The organism is Candidatus Ulvibacter alkanivorans, from assembly GCF_003333325.1.
Classification (GTDB): domain Bacteria; phylum Bacteroidota; class Bacteroidia; order Flavobacteriales; family Flavobacteriaceae; genus Ulvibacter_A; species Ulvibacter_A alkanivorans.
In genome coordinates, this window is the sequence record NZ_QOLC01000087.1 from 16,646 (window position 1) to 41,133 (window position 24,488).

The following is a 24,488-nucleotide window of genomic DNA, read 5'->3' on the forward strand; positions in this document are numbered from 1 at the left end:
TAACTTTCGTTATTTTTGCACGTATTCTTCTTAATAGACACATTAATTACAACGAATGATCTACGTAGACCCAAAAATTCTAGAGCGAGTTAACAAATGGCTCACTCCGTTTTTTGATGAAAACACCCAGCATACAATTAAAGAAATGATCGCCCACGATCCGGAAGGATTGGAAGATAGCTTTTATAAGAGTTTAGAATTTGGTACCGGCGGTATGCGCGGTATCATGGGAGTTGGCGATAATCGCATTAATAAATACACCCTCGGAAAGAACACCCAAGGACTTTCTAATTATTTAAAACGACAGTTCCCCAATGAAACCATAAAGGTTGCCATTGCATTCGATTGTCGCCATAACAGTGAAGAGCTGGCTCAAGTAGTTGCCAATGTATTTGGCGCCAATGGGATCAAAGTCTATTTGTTCTCAGACCTTAGACCTACTCCCGAGCTATCCTTTGCAGTACGACACTTAAATTGCCATAGCGGTATTGTTTTAACTGCTTCGCACAACCCTCCAGAATATAATGGGTATAAGGTATATTGGCAAGACGGCGGACAATTGGTACCGCCTCAAGATGCTGAAATTATTGCTGAAATTAATTCATTAGCGTACGAAGACATAAAATTCGATACGCCTTCAGAAAATATTATCACGATCGATACCGAAATAGATAACGCTTTTGCTGAAGCTGCCATTAAACATGGAAGTTTCAATACTGCCCAATCGGCAAAAGATGATCTAAAGATCGTGTTTACTTCGCTACACGGAACATCTATAACCATGATCCCGGAAGTACTAAAACGGGCGGGGTATAATAATGTAACTATTGTGGAAGAACAAGCGACACCCGATGGCGATTTTCCTACGGTAGCTTCCCCAAATCCCGAGGAACCCGAAGCATTAAAAATGGCATTGGAAATGGCCGAAAAAAAACATGCCGATATTGTTATTGGTACAGATCCCGATTGTGACCGATTAGGGATCGCAGTACGAGATGATCATGGAAAAATGGTGATCTTAAACGGCAACCAGGCCATGGTCATTAAAACCCACTTCTTGCTCGAACACTGGAAAAAACAAGGAAAGCTCAACGGAAAGCAGTTTGTTGCATCTACTATTGTAAGTACGCCTATGGTTCGAAAGATCGCAGAAAAATACAACGTGGATTACAAAGAAGGACTTACCGGTTTTAAGTGGATCGCAAAGATGATCAACGATTATCCCGAGCAAGAATTCATTGGTGGTGGTGAAGAAAGTTTTGGATATCTGGTGGGTGATTTTGTTCGTGATAAAGATGCTGTGACCGCTACCCTACTCGCCTGTGAGATCGCTGCGCTTAAAAAAGAAGCGAATAGCAGCATGTATACTTATTTACAAGAAATTTACGCTGAAACCGGACATTACAAAGAACATCTGGTTTCATTGGTGAAAAAAGGCAAGCAAGGCGCTCAAGCCATTAAGCAAATGATGGTTGAGTTGCGTGACAATCCGTTTGATACGATCGCAGGAAGTAAGGTAGTTCGTATCGAAGACTATCTTATAGGAACCGCAATGAATGTGGATACTGGAACTTCAGAGACATTAAATGTCCCTAAATCGAATGTGCTTATATACTATACCGAAGACGGAAGTAAGATCGCCGCTCGCCCCAGTGGTACAGAGCCTAAGATAAAGTTTTATATGAGTGTGAACACCAAGGACGATCAGGCTTCGGAAACACTTCAGAAAAAAATAGACAACATCATTAGTCACTTAAACATTAGGTAGTGAATTACTTTAAAAAAATCCTTGTTTTTGCCAAACCCTACCGTCGACATGCCGTAGGAAATATATTTTCCAATATTTTTTATGCGCTCTTCGGAAGCTTAGCATTTGTATCACTTATACCTATGCTAAAGGTACTGTTCGACGACAAGAAGGAAATTGTAGAAGCCCCTGCTTATACGGGGATCGTAAATATTGGCGAATATCTAGAAGGGCAACTCAATCTCTTTATTAACGAGAAGATCGCAACCGATGGCGAGATGAACACCCTAATGTTAATGATCGGATTAGTAATAAGTACGTTCCTTCTAAAGAACTTTTTTGGTTACTTGGCGATGTATTTTATTACCTATTTACGCAATGGTGTATTAAAAGATCTACGCAACGCCTTATACAAGAAAACGGTAGCCCTGCCGGTTTCTTTTTATTCTGAAAAACGCAAAGGTGATACTATCGCACGTATTACAAGCGATGTGCTCGAGATTCAGCATTCCTTTTTATCGATACTCGAATTGATCGTACGGGAGCCTTTAATGATCCTTTTCACCATCATTTTTATGTTGGCAATTAGTGTAAAGCTCACCTTATTTGTATTTATTTTTATTCCCGTATCCGGATTTATCATTTCTCGAATTGGAAAAAATTTAAAAAAGAAGTCGGATCGCGTTCAAAAAGAACAAGGTTTTTTCCTGTCCATTCTCGAGGAAACACTTGGCGGACTTAAGATCATTAAAGGGTTTAACGCAGAGCATCTCTTCAATAACAAATTCAAAAATTCTACTTCTCGATTTTACAAGTACTCGAACAGTTTGTTAAACAGACAAAATCTAGCGTCACCAATTAGTGAATTCTTAGGGATAGTCGTTATCGCAATTTTATTGTGGTTTGGTGGACGCATGGTTTTGGTAGAAGGTACGTTAGAACCTGCTGCTTTTATTGCGTATATGGGATTGGCATATAATATCCTAACGCCGGCCAAAGCAATTAGTAAAGCCAGTTACGGCGTAAAGAAGGGAAATGCTGCTGCCGAACGTGTATTAGAAATTCTTGAGACCGAATCAACCATACAGGATAAACCTGATGCGGTAGTTAAAGAAGGCTTTAACGAGGAAGTTAGGCTAGAAAATATTTCGTTTAAATACGAAGATGAATATGTACTGCAAGACTTTTCGTTAACGGTTCCTAAAGGGCATACAGTGGCACTGGTAGGACAAAGCGGAAGCGGAAAAAGCACCATTGCAAATCTTATCACTCGTTTTTACGATGTTAATAAAGGGAAGATCGCTATCGATGGGGTAGATATTAAGGATATGACCCAAGCTTCACTTCGGAAACTATTAGGGCTCGTTACTCAAGACTCAATTTTGTTTAACGACACGGTTGCAGGCAATTTACGTGTCGCTGCAGAAGAGGCTTCCGAAGAAGAGATCATAGAAGCCTTAAAGATCGCGAATGCATGGGAATTTGTTAAGAGCCTGCCGGAAGGCATACATACGAACATTGGCGATAGTGGTAATAAATTGAGTGGCGGACAAAAACAACGTCTTAGTATTGCTCGTGCAGTGCTTAAGAACCCACCTATCATGATCTTAGATGAAGCTACATCTGCGCTCGATACTGAAAGCGAACGATTGGTTCAAGATGCCTTGGAGAATATGATGAAGAATAGAACTTCTGTAGTCATCGCCCACCGTTTATCGACGATTCAAAATGCAAACACTATAGTCGTGCTTTCTAAAGGGAAGATAGTCGAACAAGGTAAGCATCAAGAATTATTAGACCAACGTGGTGTTTATTATAGCCTTGTAGAAATGCAATCTCTTACCTAAAAAAGAAAAAGAGCGATTTGGGGCATCGCTCTTTTAACTTTTTGTCACCGCATTTGGGGCACGCGGCAACACTTTTAACATAAGTATGGATCAAATATGAAGAATATTTTTGAATCCACCAAATAAAATCTACACTTTATCTTGTTTTTATGCATTTTATCGGATTTTTTAAATGTGAATGTTAAGGTTTTTCTTACTTATTACAGCTCATTATAAGGCATAAAAAAAACGGACCAGCCCCCGCTTAGGTCCGTTTTAGTGCGTTCTCATTACAGTTGGGGCTAATAATGCAGAACATATACATAAGAAGTATGCCATAAAAGTAGTAATATTTTTCCTACAAACAAAATTTTTATGCTTTTTATCGAATTTTTTAGTGTTTCATCGAATTATGATATTTGTACTTTAATAAAAATTCGCTGTATCTTGTTGAAACCATCAGAAGAAATATGAGTCCAAATCGTATAAATAACAATTCGTGATCGAAGAACAGGTCTTAGTAAACGCCTTACAATCGGAAGACGACAGAGAAGCTGCTTTCCGTTCGCTGGTATCTCAGTACAAGCAACGCCTGTATTGGCATATCCGAAAAATCGTATTGGACCACGATGATGCAGATGATGTGCTGCAAAATACCTTTATAAAGGTCTATAAGAACATCGACTCATTTAAAGGTCAGAGCAAATTGTACACTTGGATGTATCGTATTGCCACTAACGAATCCTTAACCTTTTTAAAGCGAAAAGCACGTAGAGCCAATACTACCCTAGAAGAAGTGAAAGAAAATGCGCTCGCTAACCTGGAAGCTGATGTATACTTTGAAGGAGATCAAATACAATTGCAATTGCAAAAAGCGATTGCAGAATTGCCGGAAAAGCAACAACTCATCTTTAATATGAAATATTTTGAAGATCATACCTACGAGGAGCTCTCTGAAATTTTAGATACCTCGGTCGGCGGACTTAAAAGCAGCTATCACATAGCCGTTAAAAAAGTAACAGCATTTTTAAAGTCAGATGAAACCTTTTAACTTTATAATAGTCAAAAGAACACATGAATCCTAAAAAACATACACACGGCTTTAAAGTTCCTAAGGGGTATTTCGATACGTTAGAGGCTCGTATTTATGAGCAGATCGAAGTTGAAAAACTACCTAAGGAAACAGGATTCAAAGTTCCTAAGGGGTATTTCGATTCGGTAGAAACATCGGTACTAACTAGTGTACAACAGCAAGAAAAAGCGCCCAAAGTGGTTTCGCTTGTTACTAGAAGTTCTTATAAATATATTGCGGCTGTAGCGGCCATTTTTATTGCGATATTTTCAGTTTGGCAATTTACCGGGTCGAGTGACACTGATTTCAACTCGGTAGAAAGTGCTTCTATAGAAGCCTATGTAGATGAAGGTAACCTCAATTTCGATTCGTACGAATTAATTTCATTATTCAATGATGAAGAGGTAGACAGCTTGATCTTTGAGACTAATTACCTTTCCGAAGCAGCCATAGAAGAATATATATTTGAAAACGTCGACGATCCAACCTATTTAATAGAATAACATGAAAAATATCCTCACCCTAAGCCTGTTCTTCCTCTCTTTGAGTCTTTTTGCTCAAAGCGATAGACACGAAAAGATCAAAGCGTTGAAAACTGCACATATTACCGATGCACTAGCGCTAACTACTTCGGAAGCTGAAAAATTTTGGCCAATCTACAATGAGTATGACGAAAAAATGCATGCCTTGCGAAAAAAAGAACGCTCAGAAATCTATAGTGTTCTAAAAGAAGAAGGTGTAGACGCTATGAGTGAAGCAGAAGCAAATGCGCTGATCGATAAGGCCCATGCAATCGAAAGAAAAGAATTAGAATATAGAGAAGAGCTTATTGCCAATTTGCGAAAAGTGATCTCTTCTAAGAAGATCATTAAGCTTAGAAAAGCGGAAGAAGATTTTAAACGCGAATTGTTAAAGCAATATCGCAAACGGAAAAAGGATAAAAAATAGTTGTTTGATTTTTGGTTAGCTATCTGCTATCTATAGGTAGCATAGAAAAAGAGTCTGTATTAGACTCTTTTTTTATTCTGAAAATATAAGTTTAGCGATCTTATTCCTGCCACTCGCAAAAGCCGTAGAATCGTTAACAAACTCTATCGCATAAAAGCCTTGATTCGAAAGTTCGATCCAACTTTCACCTTGATCTCTACTGTAAGAAATTCCCGGGGATCCCACGGCGACCATCGCAGTGCCTTCGGTTCCCGGTACAAATCGAACCGAGGAGCGATACCCCGGACCACTGCCATTACTAAGCAAGGACCATGTTTTACCTCCATCTCGGGTGATAGCTTTGTTGCCTTCATTAAATTCTTTTCGCTCCCAATCTCCTCCAAAAATCACCCCGGTGTTCTCATCGTAGAAATCGACGGTATAGATTCCCGTCATTGCTTTACCTTGTAGGATGGGCGTACTATAAACTTCCCAACTCCTGCCTTTGTCGGCAGAGTGGAAAACTCGAGCGCGTTTACCGCCGGTCACGATCCACACCTTATCGCCATATAATGCTATATTACTGTTACTTGCCGCAAAAGCCGCTTCTCCCGGTTCGGTGGGCGGTAAGATATCGCACGGGAGCTTTTTCCAAGTAGTACCACCATCACGCGTAATTATGATAGATAGACAGTTAGAAGTAGGATCACCCATCGCAATGCCTTCTTTGTCGTTCCAAAAAGCCATGGCATCGTAGAAGACCTTTTCGCCTTCTTCGGTATACACTGTTGTAATATTTGTAGCCTCGCGATTATCGAATAAAATTTTATACAACACACCCGGGTTGCCGATACTCAATACAAATGCGGCTTCATTGGTCACGGCGACCGATCTAAAATGTAGCAACGAATCTCCATACTTGATACTAGCAAGTTTCGGAGTGCCATGATCTATCAATCCAACGATTCCGGCGTTGGCGGCAAACCAAAGGCGATCTTCATTCACAGGAGCAATAGCGCGTATGCTCAAGCTATCTTCAAATATAGGAGTGATAGAAACACTCGTAAATTCCTTTCCAAGAAATGAGGAACAAGAAGAAAGTACTATTACTAGTACACAGACTAAAAAATATCGCATAGTTGAATTTTTTGCCAAATGTAATCAAAAGTATTTTTAGCTATTATACCTTTGCAGCTGCAAACATCGAAACAATGGTTGAGATGTTATTCAATTATAAAATTCATGAGATTACACCGTAATTTAGTGTTCGCCACCATCGACTCGCTTCACTTGATATTCAATGAGGAAAAGCAAGCCGACAAAGTGTTGAAGAACACCTTAAAAAGAGATAAGCGTTGGGGTTCACGTGACCGCAGTTTTATCGCTGAAACGACCTACGACATCGTGCGATGGAAGCGTTTGTATGCCGAAATAGCCGAAGTAAAAGAACCTTTTGATCGGTCTAATCTATTTAGAATGTTCGCAGTTTGGGCAACCCTAAATGGTATCAAGATCCCTGATTGGAAGCAATTTGAAGAAACACCAACACGCCGAATTAAAGGAAAGTTCGATGAGCTCTCTAAAATTAGGAAGTATAGAGAATCTATTCCGGATTGGCTTGACACCTTAGGGCAACACGAATTAGGCAAGAAATGGGATGCCGAAATCGCAGCTTTAAACCAGTTAGCCGATGTGGTACTTCGTGTAAACACCTTAAAGGCCGACAAAAAACAGGTGCAGAACGCCTTGTCTGATCTTGACATAGAAACCGAAACCCTATCAAAATATCCTGATGCCTTAAAGCTGAAAGAACGCGCAAACGTGTTTGTTTCAGATGCATTCAAGAATGGTTGGTTCGAAGTGCAGGATGCCTCGTCACAGAGAGTAGCAAGATTCTTAGATCCACAACCCGGCGAGCGTGTAATTGATGCATGTGCAGGTGCCGGAGGTAAAAGTCTTCACTTGGCTGCTCTAATGGAAAATAAAGGACAGATCATTGCAATGGACCTTTACGAAAACAAATTAAAAGAACTTAAACGTCGTGCGAAAAGAAATGGTGCGCATAATATCGAGACACGAGTGATCGACTCGACCAAAGCGATCAAAAAATTGATCGAAAAGGCTGACAGAGTGCTCATAGATGCTCCTTGTTCCGGCTTAGGTGTGCTAAAAAGAAATCCGGATGCCAAATGGAAATTACAACCGGAGTTCTTAGAGAATATTAAAAGAACCCAACAGGAGATCTTGAGTTCGTACGCGCGAATGGTACGACCTGGCGGTAGTTTGGTCTATGCTACTTGTTCTATTCTTCCTTCGGAAAATGAACAACAAGTAAAAACCTTTATTGCTTCCGAAGCAGGTAGTGAATTCAATTTTATAAAAGACGATAAAATAATGCCAAGCTCTTCCGGATTTGATGGATTTTACATGGCATTGCTTCAGAAAAAAGAAAAATAAGAATGAAAAATTGTATTGCCCTAATCTGTATTGCCTTCATGTTGCAACTTGCCGTAGCACAGCAACCTTATTACGATGATGTCGACCTAAGCTTAACGGGACAAGACTTATACGACGAGCTCCAAGCCAAGATCGATATTTCAAACAATACTTTTACCTATGGTGATGTAAGAGATGTCGTTAAGATCACCGACGAAGATCCGTCTAACGCGAATAATCTTTTGCTTATTTACGGCTACGATGACAATGGAAGTTGCACCACAGACCGCAGTAGAGATAAGGACGATTTTGGAGGCGGAACCTGCGAATACAATCGCGAACATGTGTTCTCACGATCTAATGCCAATCCCAGTATGGGCAGTGTAAACAATAATACCACAGGTATTGGCGCCGACCCACACAATTTGCGCCCTTCCGACCAGCAAATGAACAATAACCGTGGGAGTAAAAAATTTGCAGCCGGCACAGGAAATGCAGGCAATGTGGGAAGTGGCAACTGGTATCCTGGTGACGAATGGAAAGGCGATGTCGCTCGAATGATGATGTACATGTACACCCGCTATGGCGATCGTTGTTTGCCTAGTCTTAATGGCTCCGGTGCTTTGCAAGGAACAACAGACATGCTGCAAATCTATTTACAGTGGAACGCAGAAGATCCCGTAAGTGAATTTGAAGACCAACGCAATCCGTATCTGGAAACAGAGTACGGCAATCGCAACCCTTTTATCGACAACCCGGCATTGGCCACGATCATTTGGGGCGGACCTCAAGCTGAAGATCGTTGGGATTTGTTAAATACACCTACGATTGCTTCGGAAGCGTTGGTAGTCTTTCCAAATCCGGCGTCGGAAACGATCTGGGTACAAAGTACAACAGCACAGCAAGCAGCGCGCTACGTGATCTACGATCTTCACGGCCGAATCATTAAAAGTGATCGCTTATCACTGCGAAAGCCAATTCAAGTTTCAAATTTGAGCAATGGATTGTATGTACTTGAACTCGAAATAGCCGGAACACGAATTTTAAAAAAAGTGAGTATTGATCGATAAGTTTTTAATGAGAGAATGAGTTGCCCCTCGTTACGAATTTTTCAGAAAGATTGTACCACAAAAATTGTTACCTTTGCACTTTAAAAATTCACTCAAATTCGAACTAGAATGATTCATTTTTTTGGAGACGTAAAAAGCACTGTTTTTGCTGTCCAAACCCACGAGGAACTTTCAAAAGCATCCATCCAGAAATTAGAATGGTTATTTGGCAACCAACCTAGAATAGATAAATCCGCAATTGCGGATTTTTTTGTAGGACCACGTACAGCCATGATCACGCCTTGGAGCACCAATGCTGTTGAGATCACCCAAAACATGGGCATCACCGGGATTACACGTATTGAAGAATTTAAACAGGTCGCTGAAGGTTTTTCTAGTTACGATCCTATGCTTTCGCAAAAACTACAAGGGTTAGACCAAGATATCTTCACCGTTAACATGGAACCGGAAGCCATCAAAGAGATCGATGATATTGCTGCTTATAACGAGCAAGAAGGCCTCGCTTTAAATAAAGAAGAGATTGTGTATCTCGAGAATCTAGCCTTAAAGCTTGGACGAAAATTAACCGATAGTGAGGTGTTCGGATTTAGTCAAGTGAACAGTGAACACTGTCGACACAAGATATTTAACGGGGTTTTTGAGATCGATGGAAAAGAAATGCCTTCTTCTTTGTTTAAAATGATAAAGAAGACTTCGGAAGCACACCCCAATGAGATCGTATCGGCTTATAAGGATAATGTAGCATTCATAAAAGGACCCAAGGCTGTTCAATTTGCTCCAAAAAACGCCGATACTCCTGATTTTTATCAAGAAATCCCTTTTAACAGTGTTATCTCGCTAAAAGCAGAAACCCATAACTTTCCCACTACGGTAGAACCGTTCAACGGGGCAGCAACAGGAAGCGGTGGTGAAATTCGCGACCGATTGGCGGGTGGAAAAGGATCATTACCCCTTGCTGGAACTGCAGTCTACATGACTTCCTATTCTCGATTGTTAGAAGACCGCCCGTGGGAAAAGAAGATGAAAGCACGTGATTGGTTATACCAAACACCACTGGATATCCTTATTAAAGCAAGTAATGGCGCTTCCGACTTCGGAAACAAATTTGGTCAACCGCTAATCGCCGGTTCGGTGTTAACCTTCGAACATGAAGAAAATAAAGCTGAAACACCAAATATCGATGATCGAAAATTAGGGTTTGATAAGGTGATCATGCTTGCCGGCGGAATTGGATATGCAAAAGCAGACCAAGCCATAAAAGATCGTCCGGAAAAAGGTGATAAAGTGGTGATCCTTGGTGGAGAAAACTATCGCATCGGAATGGGTGGAGCAGCAGTTTCATCGGCCGATACCGGTGAATTTTCTAGTGGTATCGAATTGAACGCCATTCAACGCTCGAATCCTGAAATGCAAAAACGTGCAGCGAATGCCATTCGTGGCATGGTTGAAAGTGAACACAATCCCATCGTTTCAATCCACGATCACGGAGCAGGTGGTCACCTCAATTGTTTAAGTGAATTGGTAGAGGAAACAGGAGGAAAAATAGATTTGGACAAACTTCCGGTAGGCGATCCTACACTCTCGGCGAAAGAAATTATTGGAAACGAATCTCAAGAACGCATGGGGCTCGTAATTGGAGATTCCGACATCGATAAATTACAACGTGTGGCCGCCAGAGAACGCGCCCCCATGTACGAAGTGGGTGATGTGACGGGAGACTACCGTTTTACCTTCGAAAGTAATAAGACAGGTGCTAAACCAATGGACTTTGAACTTGCCGATATGTTTGGCAGTTCACCGCAAACCATAATGAAAGATCGTACCGTTCACAGACACTATTCAGAACCATCTTACGATACAAATAAACTTGAATCGTATGTAAAAGATGTACTGCAACTCGAAGCAGTTGCTTGTAAAGATTGGCTTACAAATAAGGCCGATCGCTGTGTTACTGGTCGTGTTGCTAAACAACAATGTGCCGGACCCCTACAATTACCACTTAACAACTGTGGCGTAATGGCTCTGGATTACCACGGAAAAGAAGGCGTCGCAACCAGTATTGGTCACGCACCCATCGCAGCCTTGATCGATCCTGTTGCCGGATCTAGAACTGCAATAACCGAAGCCTTGACCAATATCGTTTGGGCTCCTCTAGAAAAAGGGATAAAGAGTATTTCACTGTCGGCAAACTGGATGTGGCCTTGTAACAATCCCGGGGAAGATGCCCGATTGTATAAAGCTGTAGAAGGCGTAAGTGAATTCGCAATTGCACTAGGCATCAATGTTCCTACAGGAAAGGATAGCTTATCGATGAAGCAAAAGTACAAAGACGAGGAAGTTATCTCTCCCGGTACCGTGATCATCTCTGCTGCCGCCCATTGCGATAACATTAAAAATGTGGTAGAACCTGTGCTGCAAAAAAATGCGCAGAGTATCTATTATATCAATATCTCACAAGACGATTTTAAACTTGGAGGTTCTTCATTTGGCCAACTGTTAAATGCAGTAGGTAACGAAGCCCCAACCGTTCAAAACGCAGACTATGTAGTGCGTGTTTTTAATACCTTGCAACAGCTTATTAAAGACGGGAAGATCGCTGCAGGTCATGATGTTGCTTCCGGAGGCTTAATCACTACCCTACTCGAACTCTGCTTTGCCGATGTTTCACTAGGCGCAAACATCGATCTTTCGGCCATGCCCGAAAGTGACAGCATAAAAGTATTATTTTCTGAAAATTGTGGTGTTGTAATACAGGCTTCGGAAGATATCGCAGTAGAGAATGTACTTTCGGAAAATAACATTGACTTTGTAAAACTGGGACAAGCTACCAATTCCGAAGAACTTAAACTGAAGCATAACACGACTAACTTTAGTTTCAGCATTCCTGAAATGCGCGACCTTTGGTATAAGACATCCTATTTGTTAGACCAAAGACAAAGTGGCGAAGCCTTGGCAAAAGAAAGATTCCAAAATTATAAGGATCAACCATTGCGTTTTAACTTTCCGAAGCAATTTACAGGAAAATTACCCATAACTGCTACTCCTGGGAATAACCGTATAAAAGCAGCAGTGATACGGGAAAAAGGAAGTAATAGTGAGCGTGAAATGGCCAATGCCATGCATTTGGCTGGATTTGATGTGAAAGACGTTCATATGACCGACCTCATCGAAGGTCGAGAAACATTGGAAGACATTCGGTTTATTGCAGCTGTTGGTGGTTTTTCGAATAGTGATGTATTAGGAAGTGCAAAAGGCTGGGCCGGCGCCGTATTATATAACGAAAAAGCCAATAAAGCTTTAAAGAACTTTTTTGCAAAAGAAGATACCTTGTCGTTAGGCGTATGTAACGGATGCCAATTGTTTGTAGAATTGGGGCTGCTTACCCCCCACCACGACGAAAAACCGAAAATGCTACATAACGATACAGGTAAATTTGAATGTAATTTTACTTCGGTGACCATTCAGAAGAACAAATCTGTGATGTTATCATCTTTTGAGGGAAGTACCTTGGGAATTTGGGCAGCACACGGTGAAGGAAAATTCAGTTTTCCGAAGTCGGAAGACCAATACGAGATCGTAGGGAAATACGGCTATGAAACACTACCGGCCAACCCCAATGGTAGTGATTTCAATACCGCAATGATGACCGATCCAACCGGAAGACACTTGGTGATGATGCCACACCTAGAACGCTCTACTTTCCCATGGAACTGGGGCCACTACCCTAGTGATCGTAAGGACGAAGTGTCACCTTGGTTAGAGGCATTCGTAAACGCCCGTAAATGGCTGGAAAACAACTAAATTTAGCTGTTAGTTGTTGCGTTATTTACCGACTGCTAATAGAAATCATTCAATAGAAAACTGTATTATGAAAAAGATTGTCCTTTATTTATTACTGTGCGTAACGATTACAGGCTTTTCACAGGAATATCAAGAAAAACACCAGCGTGCGAAAATAATGCTCAGCGCTTCTAACGACCTCGCTCGTTTGGCAAATATGGGTATTCCCGTAACACACGGCACACATAAGAAAGGACATTTTATCATTTCAGATTTTTCGGTTTCAGAAATACAAACGGCTCGCAATGCGGGATATTCGGTTGAAATACTGATCGATGACTCTAAAGCATATTTTCTTCAGCAAAACAGAGCTAACACGGCACCTTATAAAAATCCGACCTGTGATTCACAAACCACGAATTACCAGACTCCGGCAAATTTTGAACTTGGCGCTATGGGCGGTTACCTTACCTACCAAGAAATGCTGGACGAATTAGATCAGATGAAAGCGCTATATCCTGATCTTATCACCGCTAAATCGAATATTGGAACTTTTCTCACGGAAGGACAACCCGATAATTCAACTACGCCATCTATTGGCGGAAACGGTATAAAGTGGGTTAAGATTAGTGATAATCCCGATACGTCTTCCGAAGGAGAGCCTCAAATTCTATATACTGCCATTCATCATGCGAGAGAGCCGGCGAGCTTGTCACAGCTCATCTTTTACATGTGGTATCTATTAGAGAATTACGACAGTGATCCTGAAATACGAAGCATCGTTGACAACACAGAACTTTATTTCGTTCCCGTAATTAACCCGGATGGGTATCTCTACAATGAAAAGACCGATCCTAATGGTGGCGGATTTTGGCGAAAGAACAGGAAGAACGGTTATGGGACCGATCTCAATAGAAACTATGACTACTACATCAATGGGGACCCAAACAACAATGTATGGGGTGGCGAAGGCACCTCAAGCAATACCGGTAGCGAGGTATATCATGGACCCGCGCCTTTTTCCGAAGTAGAGACCCAAGCCATAAAATGGTTTGTTGAAAATCACGATTTTGTGATGGCATTCAACAATCATACCTCCGGTGATCTGTTGCTTTACCCCTACGGCTACACCGACAACGCACCAACACCCGAAGATGATCTTTTTCAAGGAGTTTCGGCCGAATTGGTCTCACGAAATGGTTTCGATAATATCATTTCGTCCGATCTGTATCCGGCGGCTGGAGATAGCGATGATTTTATGTACGGTACCATAAACACCCATGATAAGATCTATGCCTTTACCCCAGAAATAGGACCTTCGTTTTGGCCCCCGTCGAACCAGATCGAGGGAATTTGTAAAAGTATGATGTATCTAAACATTACAGCCGCCAAGATGGTTAATAATTATGCTTCCGTAACTGAAACCTCTGCCACTTACGTAGGAGATCAGGGAACTGTGAACTCGACCTTCGATGTTCGTCGATTGGGCGTTTCGGGCAGTGGCGATTTTACCGTACGCATCGAAGCCGTTTCTTCTAACATCACATCGGTTGGAACTCCTGTAGAGATCACTAATCTTTCGGTGTTGCAATCAACTAGCGAGTCTATTTCATATTCGTTAGCTGGTGGCACGACTGCGGGTGATGACATTATTTACGACATCGTAGTAAACAACGGAAGTTATGACAGTGCCACTCGAATTACTAAAAAATTTGGAAGCCTTTCGGCCGTATTTACCGATCCGGGGAATAGTGTAACCACCAACTTTAACAATAATGGTTGGGGCGTCACTTCAAGCACTTTCGTATCTCCTTCTTCATCAATTACCGATTCGCCTTCAGGCAATTACCCGAATAACAGCAGCGAAACAATTACCTTGAGCAATGCGATCGATCTATCGGGAGCCACCGGTGCCACAGCCTCCTTCTATGCAAAATGGGAGATCGAGAATAATTTTGACTACGTTCAGTTCGAAGTTTCTACCAATGGAGGAAGCAGTTGGATTCCACAGTGTGGAAAATTTACAAATGCCGGAAGTTCCAACAACGCACAACCAACCGGTGAGCCGTTGTACGACGGAACACAGAACGACTGGGTATTGGAAGAGATAGACCTTAGTGATTATTTGGGATCGAATATTTTGGTACGTTTTCGCTTGAGCTCAGATGGTGGAGTTCGTGGCGATGGCTTTTACTTTGACGACCTTAAAATAAACGTGGTAGAAGATACCGTACTAACGACCAACGATATTTCAGAAAACAGCGTTATACTTTATCCCAACCCTGTACGTGATATCTTACAAGTTACTACCAATTTAGAAAGCTACGATCTGGATATTTACAACTTGCAAGGACGGTTAATTTACAGCGCAAAAGACAATAGTGGTTCACAAGAGATCGACTATAGTGCGTACGCTGCGGGAATGTATTTACTGAAGCTTACTTCGGAAACAGCCTCAAAAACGTTTAAAATTCTAAAACAATAAGGAGCTCGGCTAAAAATTAGTATCTTAAGAGGAGTATCGCAGCAACGATACTCCTTTTTTTATTTCAGTATACTTCTGAAAAATTTTACTATTTTGCATCCTCTCAACAATTAGATTATGACCGATCCTAAAAGACTCTTCGATTTTCCATATTATCAACTTCATAAATATCCCCAAGAACATTCCTTGGTTACCAAATACGATGGTAAATGGGTAGGAATTTCAACACAAGAATATATAGACAAAGCAAGTGCTTTAAGTCGCGGACTTATTAAAATGGGTGTTCAGCCAAACGATAAGATTGCGATAATTTCTATGACCAATCGTACCGAATGGAATATTTGTGATATTGGGATCTTACAAACGGGAGCACAAGATGTGCCTATTTACCCAACTGTTTCCGAAGACGACTACGAATATGTATTAAATCACAGTGAATCTATCTACTGCTTTGTGTCATGTAAAGAGGTATTAGAAAAGATCAATAAGATTAGAAAGAATGTTCCTTCCTTAAAAGAGGTCTATTGCTTCGATACTATTGACGGCTGTCCAAATTATAGTGAAGTCCTTGAACTGGGAATGAAGCATGACGATTTGCAGTCGGAATTAGACAAACGAATGGAAGCTGTAAAAGAGGATGATCTAGCAACTTTGATCTATACTTCCGGAACAACCGGAAGACCTAAAGGCGTTATGTTAACCCATAAGAACATTGCCAGTAATGCAAAACACAGTGAAGGGCGATTACCAATCGAAATGGGAAAATCGAAAGCCTTGAGCTTTTTACCTGTTTGTCATATCTATGAACGTATGCTACTGTATATGTACCAATATTGCGGTGTTAGCATTCACTTTGCTGAAAGCCTCGAAACCATAAGTGAAAATCTAAAAGAAGTGCAGCCCGAAGTAATGACAGCCGTGCCTCGTTTGCTCGAAAAAGTATACGATAAGATCATAGCGAAAGGAAACGATCTAACGGGCGCCAAGAAGAAGCTTTTCTTTTGGGCTGTTGAGTTAGGGCTGGAATGGGAGCCATATGGTCAAAATGGATGGTGGTACGAAACCAAGTTAAAAGTGGCTCGTAAGCTTATTTTTAGCAAATGGCAAGAAGCATTGGGCGGAAATTTAAAAGCGATCGCTTCAGGAAGTGCTGCCTTACAGCCTCGATTGGCACGCGTTTTTAATGCAGCGGGATGTCCTGTAATGGAAGGATATGGCCTCACCGAAACATCGCCGGTGGTCTCCGTGAATGATATGAGAAACCACGGATTTAAAATTGGAACCGTTGGTAAACCGCTTCCGGAAACAGAGGTCAAAATAGCCGACGATGGTGAGATATTGATCAAAGGTCCTCAAGTAATGATAGGCTATTATAAAGATTCAGAACAAACCGATGAAGTATTAAAAGGCGGCTATTTCCATACAGGCGATATTGGAGAGATAGACGACGAAGGATTCTTAAAGATCACCGATCGTAAAAAATCGATGTTTAAAACAAGTGGTGGAAAATATGTAGCTCCACAACTTATAGAGAACGCCATGAAGCAGTCTGGTTTTATTGAACAAATACTAGTGGTTGGTGAAGGAGAAAAAATGCCGGGTGCCCTTATTCAACCTTCATGGGAGTTCATAGAAGCATGGTCTAAGAAAAAAGGGATCGATATTCCTAAAGATCCTAAAGAAGCTGTAAAAAGCGAGGTGCTAGTTGAACGCATACAGAAAGAAGTAAATAAATATAATGAGCGCTTCGGAAAGTGGGAGAAAGTAAAACGCTTCGAACTAACTCCAGATGTGTGGAGCATTGAAGGTGGTCAATTAACTCCAACAATGAAAGCAAAACGGAAGGTAATAAAGGAAATGTATAAAGACCTCTACGAAAAGATCTACGACCGACAATAGTTAATGTTACAAAGAGCCTTTCAAGGCTCTTTGTTGTTTTATGAGGCTAACATTTGACAAGTTCCCTAGCCGCTTCGATATGCATTATGCAATAAGTTGATAGGATGGTCGAAAAAATTCAACTATTTACTATGCGTGCATAATAAATTTTTCTATCTTTGGTATTCCAAATTTGAAAAGCACACCTTTTGAAAGAAAAAACCATCGATTATATACTGCGCTCTACTTGGATGGGCGTAATGAAAATGTACAATGAAGAGGCAGGAAAAAAAGGCAGCACCATGGCCACCGGATTTGCCCTTATTAGCATAGATCCGGAAGAGGGAACGCCTTCTACTGCGTTAGGACCTAAAATGGGTATGGAAGCGACCAGTCTTTCTAGAACATTAAAATCTATGGAAGAAAAAGGCTTGATAGAACGCAAACCGAATCCGTTAGATGGACGTGGTGTCTTGATTCACCTTACCCCCTTCGGAAAAGAGATGCGTGAGTTTTCTAAAGGCGTTGTATTACGATTTGATGAAGCTGTACAAGAAGCAGTTTCCGAAGAAGAATTACAGACATTTAAAAGAGTGGCCAACACGATTTTGGAACTCATTAATTCAAAGAAAATATATACCACCGAAAAAAACACAGCATAATATGTCAAAAAGAAGAATAAATAAGGTCGCGGTAATTGGCTCGGGTATCATGGGAAGTGGTATCGCTTGTCATTTCGCTAATATTGGTGTAGAAGTATTACTCCTCGATATTATTCCGCGAGAATTAACCGACAAAGAGAAATCGAAAGGACTTACGCTAGAAGATAAGCAAGTACGTAACCGCTTGGTAAATGAAGCGTTGCAATCTGCTATAAAATCAAAGCCGGCTCCTTTGTATCACAAGGATTTCGCCAATCGAATTACCACAGGTAATCTCGAGGACGACATTGCTAAAGTAAAAGATGCAGACTGGATCATTGAGGTGGTCGTTGAGCGTTTAGACATAAAAAAACAGGTATTTGAAAATCTGGAAAAACACAGAAAACCCGGTACTTTAATAACTTCCAACACTTCCGGGATTCCGATCAAATTTATGAATGAAGGCAGAAGTGAAGATTTCCGTAAGCATTTTTGTGGAACACACTTCTTTAATCCACCACGCTATTTAAAATTGTTCGAGATCATTCCTGGCCCGGACACCGATCAAGATGTCTTGGATTTTCTCACCATGTATGGTGAAAAGTTCTTAGGAAAAAGCGCTGTAGTGGCGAAGGACACTCCGGCTTTTATTGGAAATCGTATTGGTATCTTCGGAATTCAAAGTCTGTTCCATTTAGTCAAAGACATGGGACTAACGGTAGAAGAGGTCGATAAGCTAACAGGTCCGGTCATCGGTAGACCAAAATCGGCAACCTTTCGTACAGTAGACGTTGTAGGTCTAGACACATTGGTCCACGTAGCTAATGGTATTTACGAGAATGTTCCTGAAGACGAGGAGCACGACATCTTTAAACTTCCACAGTTTATCGATACCATGATGGAAAACAAATGGCTTGGAAGTAAAACAGGTCAAGGATTTTATAAAAAAGTTAAAGACGAAAAAGGCAATAGCAACATTCTTTCACTCGACTTGGATTCTATGGAATACCGAGAAAAGAAGAAGGCATCGTTCGCAACACTGGAGCAAACGAAATCGGTAGCCAACGTAGCCGATCGTTTTGAGGTATTAATAAACGGTAAGGATAAAGCGGGTGAATTCTATCGAAAGAATTTCGGAGCCATGTTCGCTTATGTGTCTAAACGCATTCCTGAGATTACCGATGAACTCTATAAGATAGACGAGGCGATGAAAGCCGGATTTGGCTGGGAACACGGTCCTTTCGAAATATGGGATGCCATTGGTGTTCAAAAAGGAATAGAGCTTATTAAAGCAGTAGACAAAAAACCTGCTAAATGGGTTAATGAGATGCTCGAAACAGGAGTCGATTCTTTTTACGATGTACGAGAAGGAAATACCTATTATTACGGTATCCCTGAAAAAACACATGTCAAGGTGCCCGGTCAAGATGCATTTATTATCCTAGACAATATTCGTGAGTCTTCCGAAGTATTTAAAAACAGTGGTGTCGTTGTAGAAGATCTTGGAGATGGAATTCTAAATGTTGAGTTTAGAAGTAAAATGAATAGCATTGGAGGCGACGTTTTAGCCGGAATTAACAAAGCTATCGATATTGCAGAAGCCCAATACGACGGATTGGTAATTGCCAATCAAGGTAAGAACTTTAGTGTAGGAGCTAATGTGGGCATGATCTTTATGATGGCCGTAGAACAAGAATACGACGAACTAAACGCAGCAGTAAAGTATTTTCAAGACACTTGTATGCGTTTACGCTACTCTTCTATTCCCACGGTGGTTGCACCACACGCAATGACCTTAGGCGGTGGTTGCGAATTAACGTTGCATGCAGATCGGGTTGTTGCAGCAGCCGAAAGTTACATAGGTTTGGTTGAATTTGGTGTAGGAGTCATTCCCGGCGGAGGCGGTTCGAAAGAAATGGCCTTGCGAGCAAGCGACACTTTTAGAGAAAATGATGTAGAGCTAAACAGATTGCGAGAATATTTCTTAGCCATTGGAATGGCAAAAGTTTCCACTTCGGCCTATGAAGCCTATGATACCGGAATACTTCAAAAAGGAAAGGATATTGTAATTGTCAACGAAAAAAGACAACTCGCAGCAGCTAAGGAAGTAGCCAGAATGATGGCCGATCAAGGGTATACCAAACCAATTCCAAGACAGGATGTGAAAGTGCTCGGTAAACAAGCATTAGGTATGTTCTTGGTAGGGACCGATCAAATGGAAGCCGGAAACTACATTAGTGAGCACGACAAGAAAATTGCGAATAAGCTCGCTTACGTAATGGCGGGCGGCGATTTATCGGAAGCAAGCCTTGTAAGTGAACAGTACTTATTAGATCTGGAACGTGAAGCATTCTTAAGCCTAACAGGTGAACGTAAGACCTTGGAGCGCCTACAACACATGATCCAAAAAGGAAAACCTTTAAGAAATTAAATAGTACCAACACATTACTATTAAAATAAAGCACAAAACATGAAAACAGCATATATAGTTAAAGCATATCGAACAGCCGTAGGTAAAGCACCTAGAGGGGTTTTTCGTTTTAAAAGACCCGACGAATTGGCTGCGGAAACCATTCAGCACATGATGAATGAGTTACCTAACTTAGATAAAAAACGAATCGACGATGTGATCGTGGGTAATGCCATGCCAGAAGCAGAACAAGGGTTAAATATGGCACGATTGATTTCTCTTATGGGACTAAAGATCGAAGATGTTCCGGGAGTCACTGTAAATAGATATTGTGCCTCCGGGGTTGAAACCATTGCGATGGCAACCGCTAAGATTCAAAGTGGAATGGCCGACTGTATTATAGCAGGTGGCTCCGAAAGCATGAGCTATATCCCTATGGGTGGTTATAAGCCTACTCCCGATTACGAATTGGCTCAAAATGGTCATGAGGATTATTATTGGGGGATGGGACTAACCGCAGAGGCAGTTGCAAACCAATACAAGGTTTCACGCGAAGACCAAGATGAGTTTGCGTATAATTCGCATATGAAAGCGTTAAAAGCACAGGAAGAGGATCGCTTTCAAGATCAGATCGTACCTATTGAAGTGGAGCACACTTTTGTAAATGAGGATGGTAAAAAAGAATCTAAAACCTATACAGTAACCAAAGATGAAGGGCCTAGAAAAGGAACTAATTTAGAAGCACTTGCCAAACTTAGACCTGTCTTTGCTGAAGGCGGTAGCGTAACCGCAGGTAATTCCTCTCAAATGAGTGATGGAGCGGCATTTGTCATGGTAATGAGCGAAGAAATGGTCAAGGAATTAAACTTAGAACCCATAGCTCGTATGGTCAATTTTGGTGTTGCCGGAGTACCACCAAAGATCATGGGTATCGGCCCCATCAAAGCCATACCGAAAGCCTTGAAACAGGCTGGGATGAAACAAGAAGACATAGACCTTATCGAATTGAATGAAGCGTTTGCCTCCCAATCGTTAGCAGTGATCCGTGAATTAGATTTAAACAAAGATATCGTAAATGTTAATGGAGGGGCCATCGCTTTGGGTCATCCATTAGGATGTACAGGTGCCAAGTTATCGGTGCAACTATTCGATGAGATGCGAAAGCGCAACATGCAAGGCAAATACGGGATGGTTACTATGTGCGTGGGAACCGGACAAGGTGCTGCGGGCATATACGAATTTCTAAAATAAGTAAGACTCAATAAAATAAGTACAAGAGGCTTGCTGAATTGCCTCAGGACTAGGACTAAATAATATAAAATCAATGGACACACTAAAAGATACCAATAAAGAACTACTTCGTGGCGGACAATTCTTAGTAAAAGAATCCGCTTGTGAAGATATTTTTACTCCGGAAGACTTTTCCGAAGAACAAAAAATGATGAAAGAATCAGTTAAAGATTTTGTCGATCGCGAGATCTGGCCAAAGAAAGAACGATTCGAGAAAAAAGACTATGCCTTAACCGAGGAAATCATGAGGAAGGCCGGAGAAATGGGACTCTTGGGTGTGGCAGTACCTGAAGAATACGGCGGTCTAGGAATGGGGTTCGTAACCACCATGTTAGTGTGTGACTATATATCTGGAGCGACAGGCTCTATCGCAACTGCATTTGGAGCTCATACAGGGATCGGAACCATGCCTATCACCTTATATGGTAACGAGGAACAGAAAAAGAAGTATGTCCCTAAATTAGCTACCGGCGAGTGGTTTGGTGCCTATTGTTTAACCGAACCCGGAGCTGGAAGTGATGCCAATAGCGGGAAGACCAAAGCCGTCCTATCGGAAGACGGAACACATTATAAGATCAGCGGACAGAAAATGTGGATCTCCAACGCCGGCTTTTGCGACCTTATGATCGTTTTTGCCCGTATTGAAGACGATAAGAACATTACCGGTTTTATAGTAGAAAATGATCCGGACAACGGGATCACTATGGGCGAAGAGGAACAAAAGTTAGGTATTCACGCTTCCTCTACTCGTCAAGTGTTCTTCAATGAAACCAAGGTACCTGTTGAGAATATGCTTTCGGAGCGTGGCAACGGATTCAAGATCGCGATGAATGCATTAAATGTAGGTCGAATTAAATTGGCCGCAGCTTGTTTAGATGCACAACGTCGTGTCATAAACGGAGCCGTCAAATATGCCAACGATCGTGTACAGTTCAAGACTCCAATTGCAAAATTTGGGGCGATAAAATCTAAACTGGCCGAAATGGCAACGGCTGCTTATGTAGGTGAAAGTGCCAGCTATCGCGCCGCGAAAAATATCGAAGACCGTATCGCTATTAGAATGAAAGAAGGCAGTTCGCATAGTGAAGCCGAATTAAAAGGTGTAGAAGAATACGCTATTGAATGTTCTATTCTGAAAGTTTCTGTTTCTGAAGACATACAAAACTGCTCCGATGAAGGCATACAGATCTTTGGAGGAATGGGCTTTAGTGCCGACACTCCAATGGAAGCAGCATGGCGAGATGCGCGAATTTCTAGGATCTATGAAGGAACCAACGAAATTAACCGTATGCTGGCAGTTGGAATGCTGGTTAAGAAAGCGATGAAAGGTCATGTAGACCTATTAGGTCCAGCGCAAGATGTGGCTTCCGAATTAACCGGAATCCCATCGTTCGACACACCAGATTATTCTGAATTGCTTTCCGAAGAAAAAGAAATGATCGCTAAATTGAAAAAAGTATTTCTCATGGTAGCCGGTGGTGCGGTTCAAAAATTTGGACCAGATCTGGAAGAACACCAACAGCTTTTATTGGCTTCAGCAGATATCCTTATCGAGATCTATATGGCAGAAAGTGCTATTCTACGTGCTGAGAAGAACGCCAAACGTTTTGGTGAAGAAGCGCAAAAAGAACAGGTCGCTATGGCAAAATTGAACTTATACAATGCCGTAGACAAAATAAATCAGAAAGCAAAAGAAGGGATTATTTCTTTTGCCGAAGGAGACGAACAGCGTATGATGCTAATGGGACTGAAACGATTTACCAAATATCAGAACTACCCGAACATCGTACAATTGCGAAATACGATCGCAGAGAAGGTAACGGCTGAAAACACCTATCCCTTCTAAAAAAATTTCAGTTAGTTTCATAATTGAAATATTGGTTAGTTAGTTGAAATCCGTGCACCTTGTGTGTACGGATTTTTTTTATGGATTCTGGACCGAAGTTTGTTACCTTTAAATCGAAGAAAAACACCTATGAAAAATAGTTTATTACTACTTATGCTTTGTAGTTCCCTACTTAGCATGGCGCAAGGAGGAGAATCTGAGATCTATATTATGAATGTCTCGACGACCGACTCGATCTTTCCTATTTCTAATTTCCGTAACGCTTCTCAAAATCCGGGTTATGACAATCAGCCGTATTTTATCGACAATTCAACCATTCTGTACGCTAGGACCAATAAGGGAGCGACCGATATAGTAGTGCAAGACACAGAGACCCTAAGATCACAGTGGAAATACGCCGCCACACCAGGCGGAGAATACTCCCCTCAGTCGATACCAAACACAAAAAAAGTGGCTGCTGTTCGCTTGGACCCAAGCGGACTTCAACGCCTGTACGCCTATGAAGAAAATGGGGCTGTTTCAGAAATTATTACAGATATCCAAGTGGCATATTTTGCCTTCGTTGACAAAAACAAACTATTAGCAACAGTACTTTCAGACGATCGTCTTGACCTAACCATGATAGATGTTAAGCAGCAACAAACTGATACGCTGCTTATAAATGCAGGACGATCTATCCACAAGATCCCAAACACGAATGCCATGAGTTACACAGTTAAGAACGAGGAAGATAAATTCGATGTTTTTCAGCTCGATCTCAAGGATATGGAAAGTTATTTTATTTGCGAACTGCCGGTTGGTATTCAGGATTATGCCTGGATCGACGAGTCACGCTTGCTCATTGGAAGTAATGCTTCTTTATTTGTTTATGATTCCTTCGGAAAGCAATCGTGGGAAAAGGTTGCAGATCTTTCAGAATATATGATCGAAAATATTACGAGAATTACCGTGAGCCCCAACGGAAAACAGATCGCTTTGGTTGCCGAAGCCAAAGAGTGATTGTTGAAATTGGATTTAGTATCTTTAACTAAATTAAAATCCGTATGTAATTATAGCATTAGAACAACGCAAGAATACATT

At 41.3% G+C, this 24,488-nt stretch carries 16 protein-coding genes; 15 read left to right on the plus strand and 1 reads right to left on the minus strand.

What is annotated here, in order from left to right:
- Positions 1-55: 55 nt before the first annotated feature.
- The 5 genes from DWA30_RS08685 (at position 56) to DWA30_RS08705 (ending at position 5,593) form a co-directional block, all read left to right on the plus strand.
- On the plus strand, positions 56-1,768 hold the full coding sequence (locus DWA30_RS08685; RefSeq protein ID WP_210725398.1) for a phospho-sugar mutase: 1,713 nt from the start codon (positions 56-58) through the stop codon (positions 1,766-1,768).
- Positions 1,768-3,594 carry an ABC transporter ATP-binding protein gene (locus tag DWA30_RS08690; protein ID WP_114492150.1) on the plus strand — a complete coding sequence of 609 codons (1,827 nt, stop codon included), beginning with the start codon at positions 1,768-1,770 and terminating at the stop codon, positions 3,592-3,594. Before DWA30_RS08685 ends, DWA30_RS08690 begins: the two co-directional genes overlap by 1 nt.
- A gap of 478 nt (positions 3,595-4,072) precedes the next feature.
- The gene (locus tag DWA30_RS08695) at positions 4,073-4,624 is read left to right on the plus strand and encodes an RNA polymerase sigma factor (RefSeq protein WP_114492151.1); all 552 of its coding nucleotides are present in this window, start codon (positions 4,073-4,075) and stop codon (positions 4,622-4,624) included.
- Positions 4,625-4,647: 23 nt separating this feature from the next.
- Positions 4,648-5,148 (plus strand): hypothetical protein, encoded by a 501-nt coding sequence (locus tag DWA30_RS08700; protein WP_114492152.1) that lies wholly within the window; start codon positions 4,648-4,650, stop codon positions 5,146-5,148.
- A 1-nt stretch (position 5,149) separates the two neighbouring features.
- Positions 5,150-5,593 carry a sensor of ECF-type sigma factor gene (locus DWA30_RS08705; RefSeq protein ID WP_114492153.1) on the plus strand — a complete coding sequence of 148 codons (444 nt, stop codon included), beginning with the start codon at positions 5,150-5,152 and terminating at the stop codon, positions 5,591-5,593.
- A 72-nt stretch (positions 5,594-5,665) separates the two neighbouring features.
- Here the strand turns inward: DWA30_RS08705 and DWA30_RS08710 are convergent, their stop codons facing one another.
- Complete coding sequence (locus DWA30_RS08710; RefSeq protein WP_114492154.1) at positions 5,666-6,709, minus strand: WD40/YVTN/BNR-like repeat-containing protein; 1,044 nt, start codon at positions 6,707-6,709, stop codon at positions 5,666-5,668.
- Between the two features lie 105 nt (positions 6,710-6,814).
- Between DWA30_RS08710 and DWA30_RS08715 the strand changes: the two genes are divergently transcribed.
- From DWA30_RS08715 to DWA30_RS08760, 10 genes are all read left to right on the plus strand, one after another.
- Positions 6,815-8,029, plus strand: a complete 1,215-nt coding sequence (locus tag DWA30_RS08715; protein WP_114492155.1) for an RsmB/NOP family class I SAM-dependent RNA methyltransferase — start codon at positions 6,815-6,817, stop codon at positions 8,027-8,029.
- Positions 8,030-8,031: 2 nt separating this feature from the next.
- Positions 8,032-9,078 carry an endonuclease gene (locus tag DWA30_RS08720; RefSeq protein ID WP_114492156.1) on the plus strand — a complete coding sequence of 349 codons (1,047 nt, stop codon included), beginning with the start codon at positions 8,032-8,034 and terminating at the stop codon, positions 9,076-9,078.
- A gap of 108 nt (positions 9,079-9,186) precedes the next feature.
- Positions 9,187-12,879: a phosphoribosylformylglycinamidine synthase gene (gene purL / locus DWA30_RS08725; protein ID WP_114492157.1), complete on the plus strand. Its 3,693-nt coding sequence runs from the start codon at positions 9,187-9,189 to the stop codon at positions 12,877-12,879.
- Positions 12,880-12,946: 67 nt separating this feature from the next.
- Complete coding sequence (locus tag DWA30_RS08730) at positions 12,947-15,343, plus strand: M14 family metallopeptidase (protein WP_114492158.1); 2,397 nt, start codon at positions 12,947-12,949, stop codon at positions 15,341-15,343.
- A 117-nt stretch (positions 15,344-15,460) separates the two neighbouring features.
- On the plus strand, positions 15,461-17,242 hold the full coding sequence (locus tag DWA30_RS08735; RefSeq protein WP_114492159.1) for an AMP-dependent synthetase/ligase: 1,782 nt from the start codon (positions 15,461-15,463) through the stop codon (positions 17,240-17,242).
- 188 nt (positions 17,243-17,430) lie between these two features.
- Positions 17,431-17,883 carry a MarR family winged helix-turn-helix transcriptional regulator gene (locus tag DWA30_RS08740; protein WP_114492160.1) on the plus strand — a complete coding sequence of 151 codons (453 nt, stop codon included), beginning with the start codon at positions 17,431-17,433 and terminating at the stop codon, positions 17,881-17,883.
- Between the two features lies 1 nt (position 17,884).
- Entirely contained in the window at positions 17,885-20,293 is a 2,409-nt protein-coding gene (locus DWA30_RS08745) for a 3-hydroxyacyl-CoA dehydrogenase/enoyl-CoA hydratase family protein (protein ID WP_114492161.1), read from the plus strand.
- Between the two features lie 39 nt (positions 20,294-20,332).
- Positions 20,333-21,523 carry an acetyl-CoA C-acyltransferase gene (locus DWA30_RS08750; RefSeq protein ID WP_114492162.1) on the plus strand — a complete coding sequence of 397 codons (1,191 nt, stop codon included), beginning with the start codon at positions 20,333-20,335 and terminating at the stop codon, positions 21,521-21,523.
- A gap of 73 nt (positions 21,524-21,596) precedes the next feature.
- Positions 21,597-23,408 (plus strand): acyl-CoA dehydrogenase FadE, encoded by a 1,812-nt coding sequence (locus tag DWA30_RS08755; protein WP_114492163.1) that lies wholly within the window; start codon positions 21,597-21,599, stop codon positions 23,406-23,408.
- Between the two features lie 129 nt (positions 23,409-23,537).
- Positions 23,538-24,407 (plus strand): TolB family protein, encoded by an 870-nt coding sequence (locus tag DWA30_RS08760; RefSeq protein ID WP_136073180.1) that lies wholly within the window; start codon positions 23,538-23,540, stop codon positions 24,405-24,407.
- The last annotated feature ends 81 nt before the right edge of the window (positions 24,408-24,488 follow it).

What these genes read in the sequence shown, in the direction of transcription:
- DWA30_RS08720 (WP_114492156.1), top strand. Translation starts at nt 8,032, where the DNA reads ATGAAAAATTGTATTGCCCTAATCTGTATTGCCTTCATGTTGCAACTT.
- DWA30_RS08710 (WP_114492154.1), bottom strand. Translation starts at nt 6,709, where the DNA reads ATGCGATATTTTTTAGTCTGTGTACTAGTAATAGTACTTTCTTCTTGT.
- DWA30_RS08730 (WP_114492158.1), top strand. Translation starts at nt 12,947, where the DNA reads ATGAAAAAGATTGTCCTTTATTTATTACTGTGCGTAACGATTACAGGC.
- DWA30_RS08715 (WP_114492155.1), top strand. Translation starts at nt 6,815, where the DNA reads ATGAGATTACACCGTAATTTAGTGTTCGCCACCATCGACTCGCTTCAC.
- DWA30_RS08735 (WP_114492159.1), top strand. Translation starts at nt 15,461, where the DNA reads ATGACCGATCCTAAAAGACTCTTCGATTTTCCATATTATCAACTTCAT.
- DWA30_RS08745 (WP_114492161.1), top strand. Translation starts at nt 17,885, where the DNA reads ATGTCAAAAAGAAGAATAAATAAGGTCGCGGTAATTGGCTCGGGTATC.
- DWA30_RS08760 (WP_136073180.1), top strand. Translation starts at nt 23,538, where the DNA reads ATGAAAAATAGTTTATTACTACTTATGCTTTGTAGTTCCCTACTTAGC.
- DWA30_RS08705 (WP_114492153.1), top strand. Translation starts at nt 5,150, where the DNA reads ATGAAAAATATCCTCACCCTAAGCCTGTTCTTCCTCTCTTTGAGTCTT.
- DWA30_RS08755 (WP_114492163.1), top strand. Translation starts at nt 21,597, where the DNA reads ATGGACACACTAAAAGATACCAATAAAGAACTACTTCGTGGCGGACAA.
- DWA30_RS08700 (WP_114492152.1), top strand. Translation starts at nt 4,648, where the DNA reads ATGAATCCTAAAAAACATACACACGGCTTTAAAGTTCCTAAGGGGTAT.
- purL (WP_114492157.1), top strand. Translation starts at nt 9,187, where the DNA reads ATGATTCATTTTTTTGGAGACGTAAAAAGCACTGTTTTTGCTGTCCAA.
- DWA30_RS08685 (WP_210725398.1), top strand. Translation starts at nt 56, where the DNA reads ATGATCTACGTAGACCCAAAAATTCTAGAGCGAGTTAACAAATGGCTC.
- DWA30_RS08750 (WP_114492162.1), top strand. Translation starts at nt 20,333, where the DNA reads ATGAAAACAGCATATATAGTTAAAGCATATCGAACAGCCGTAGGTAAA.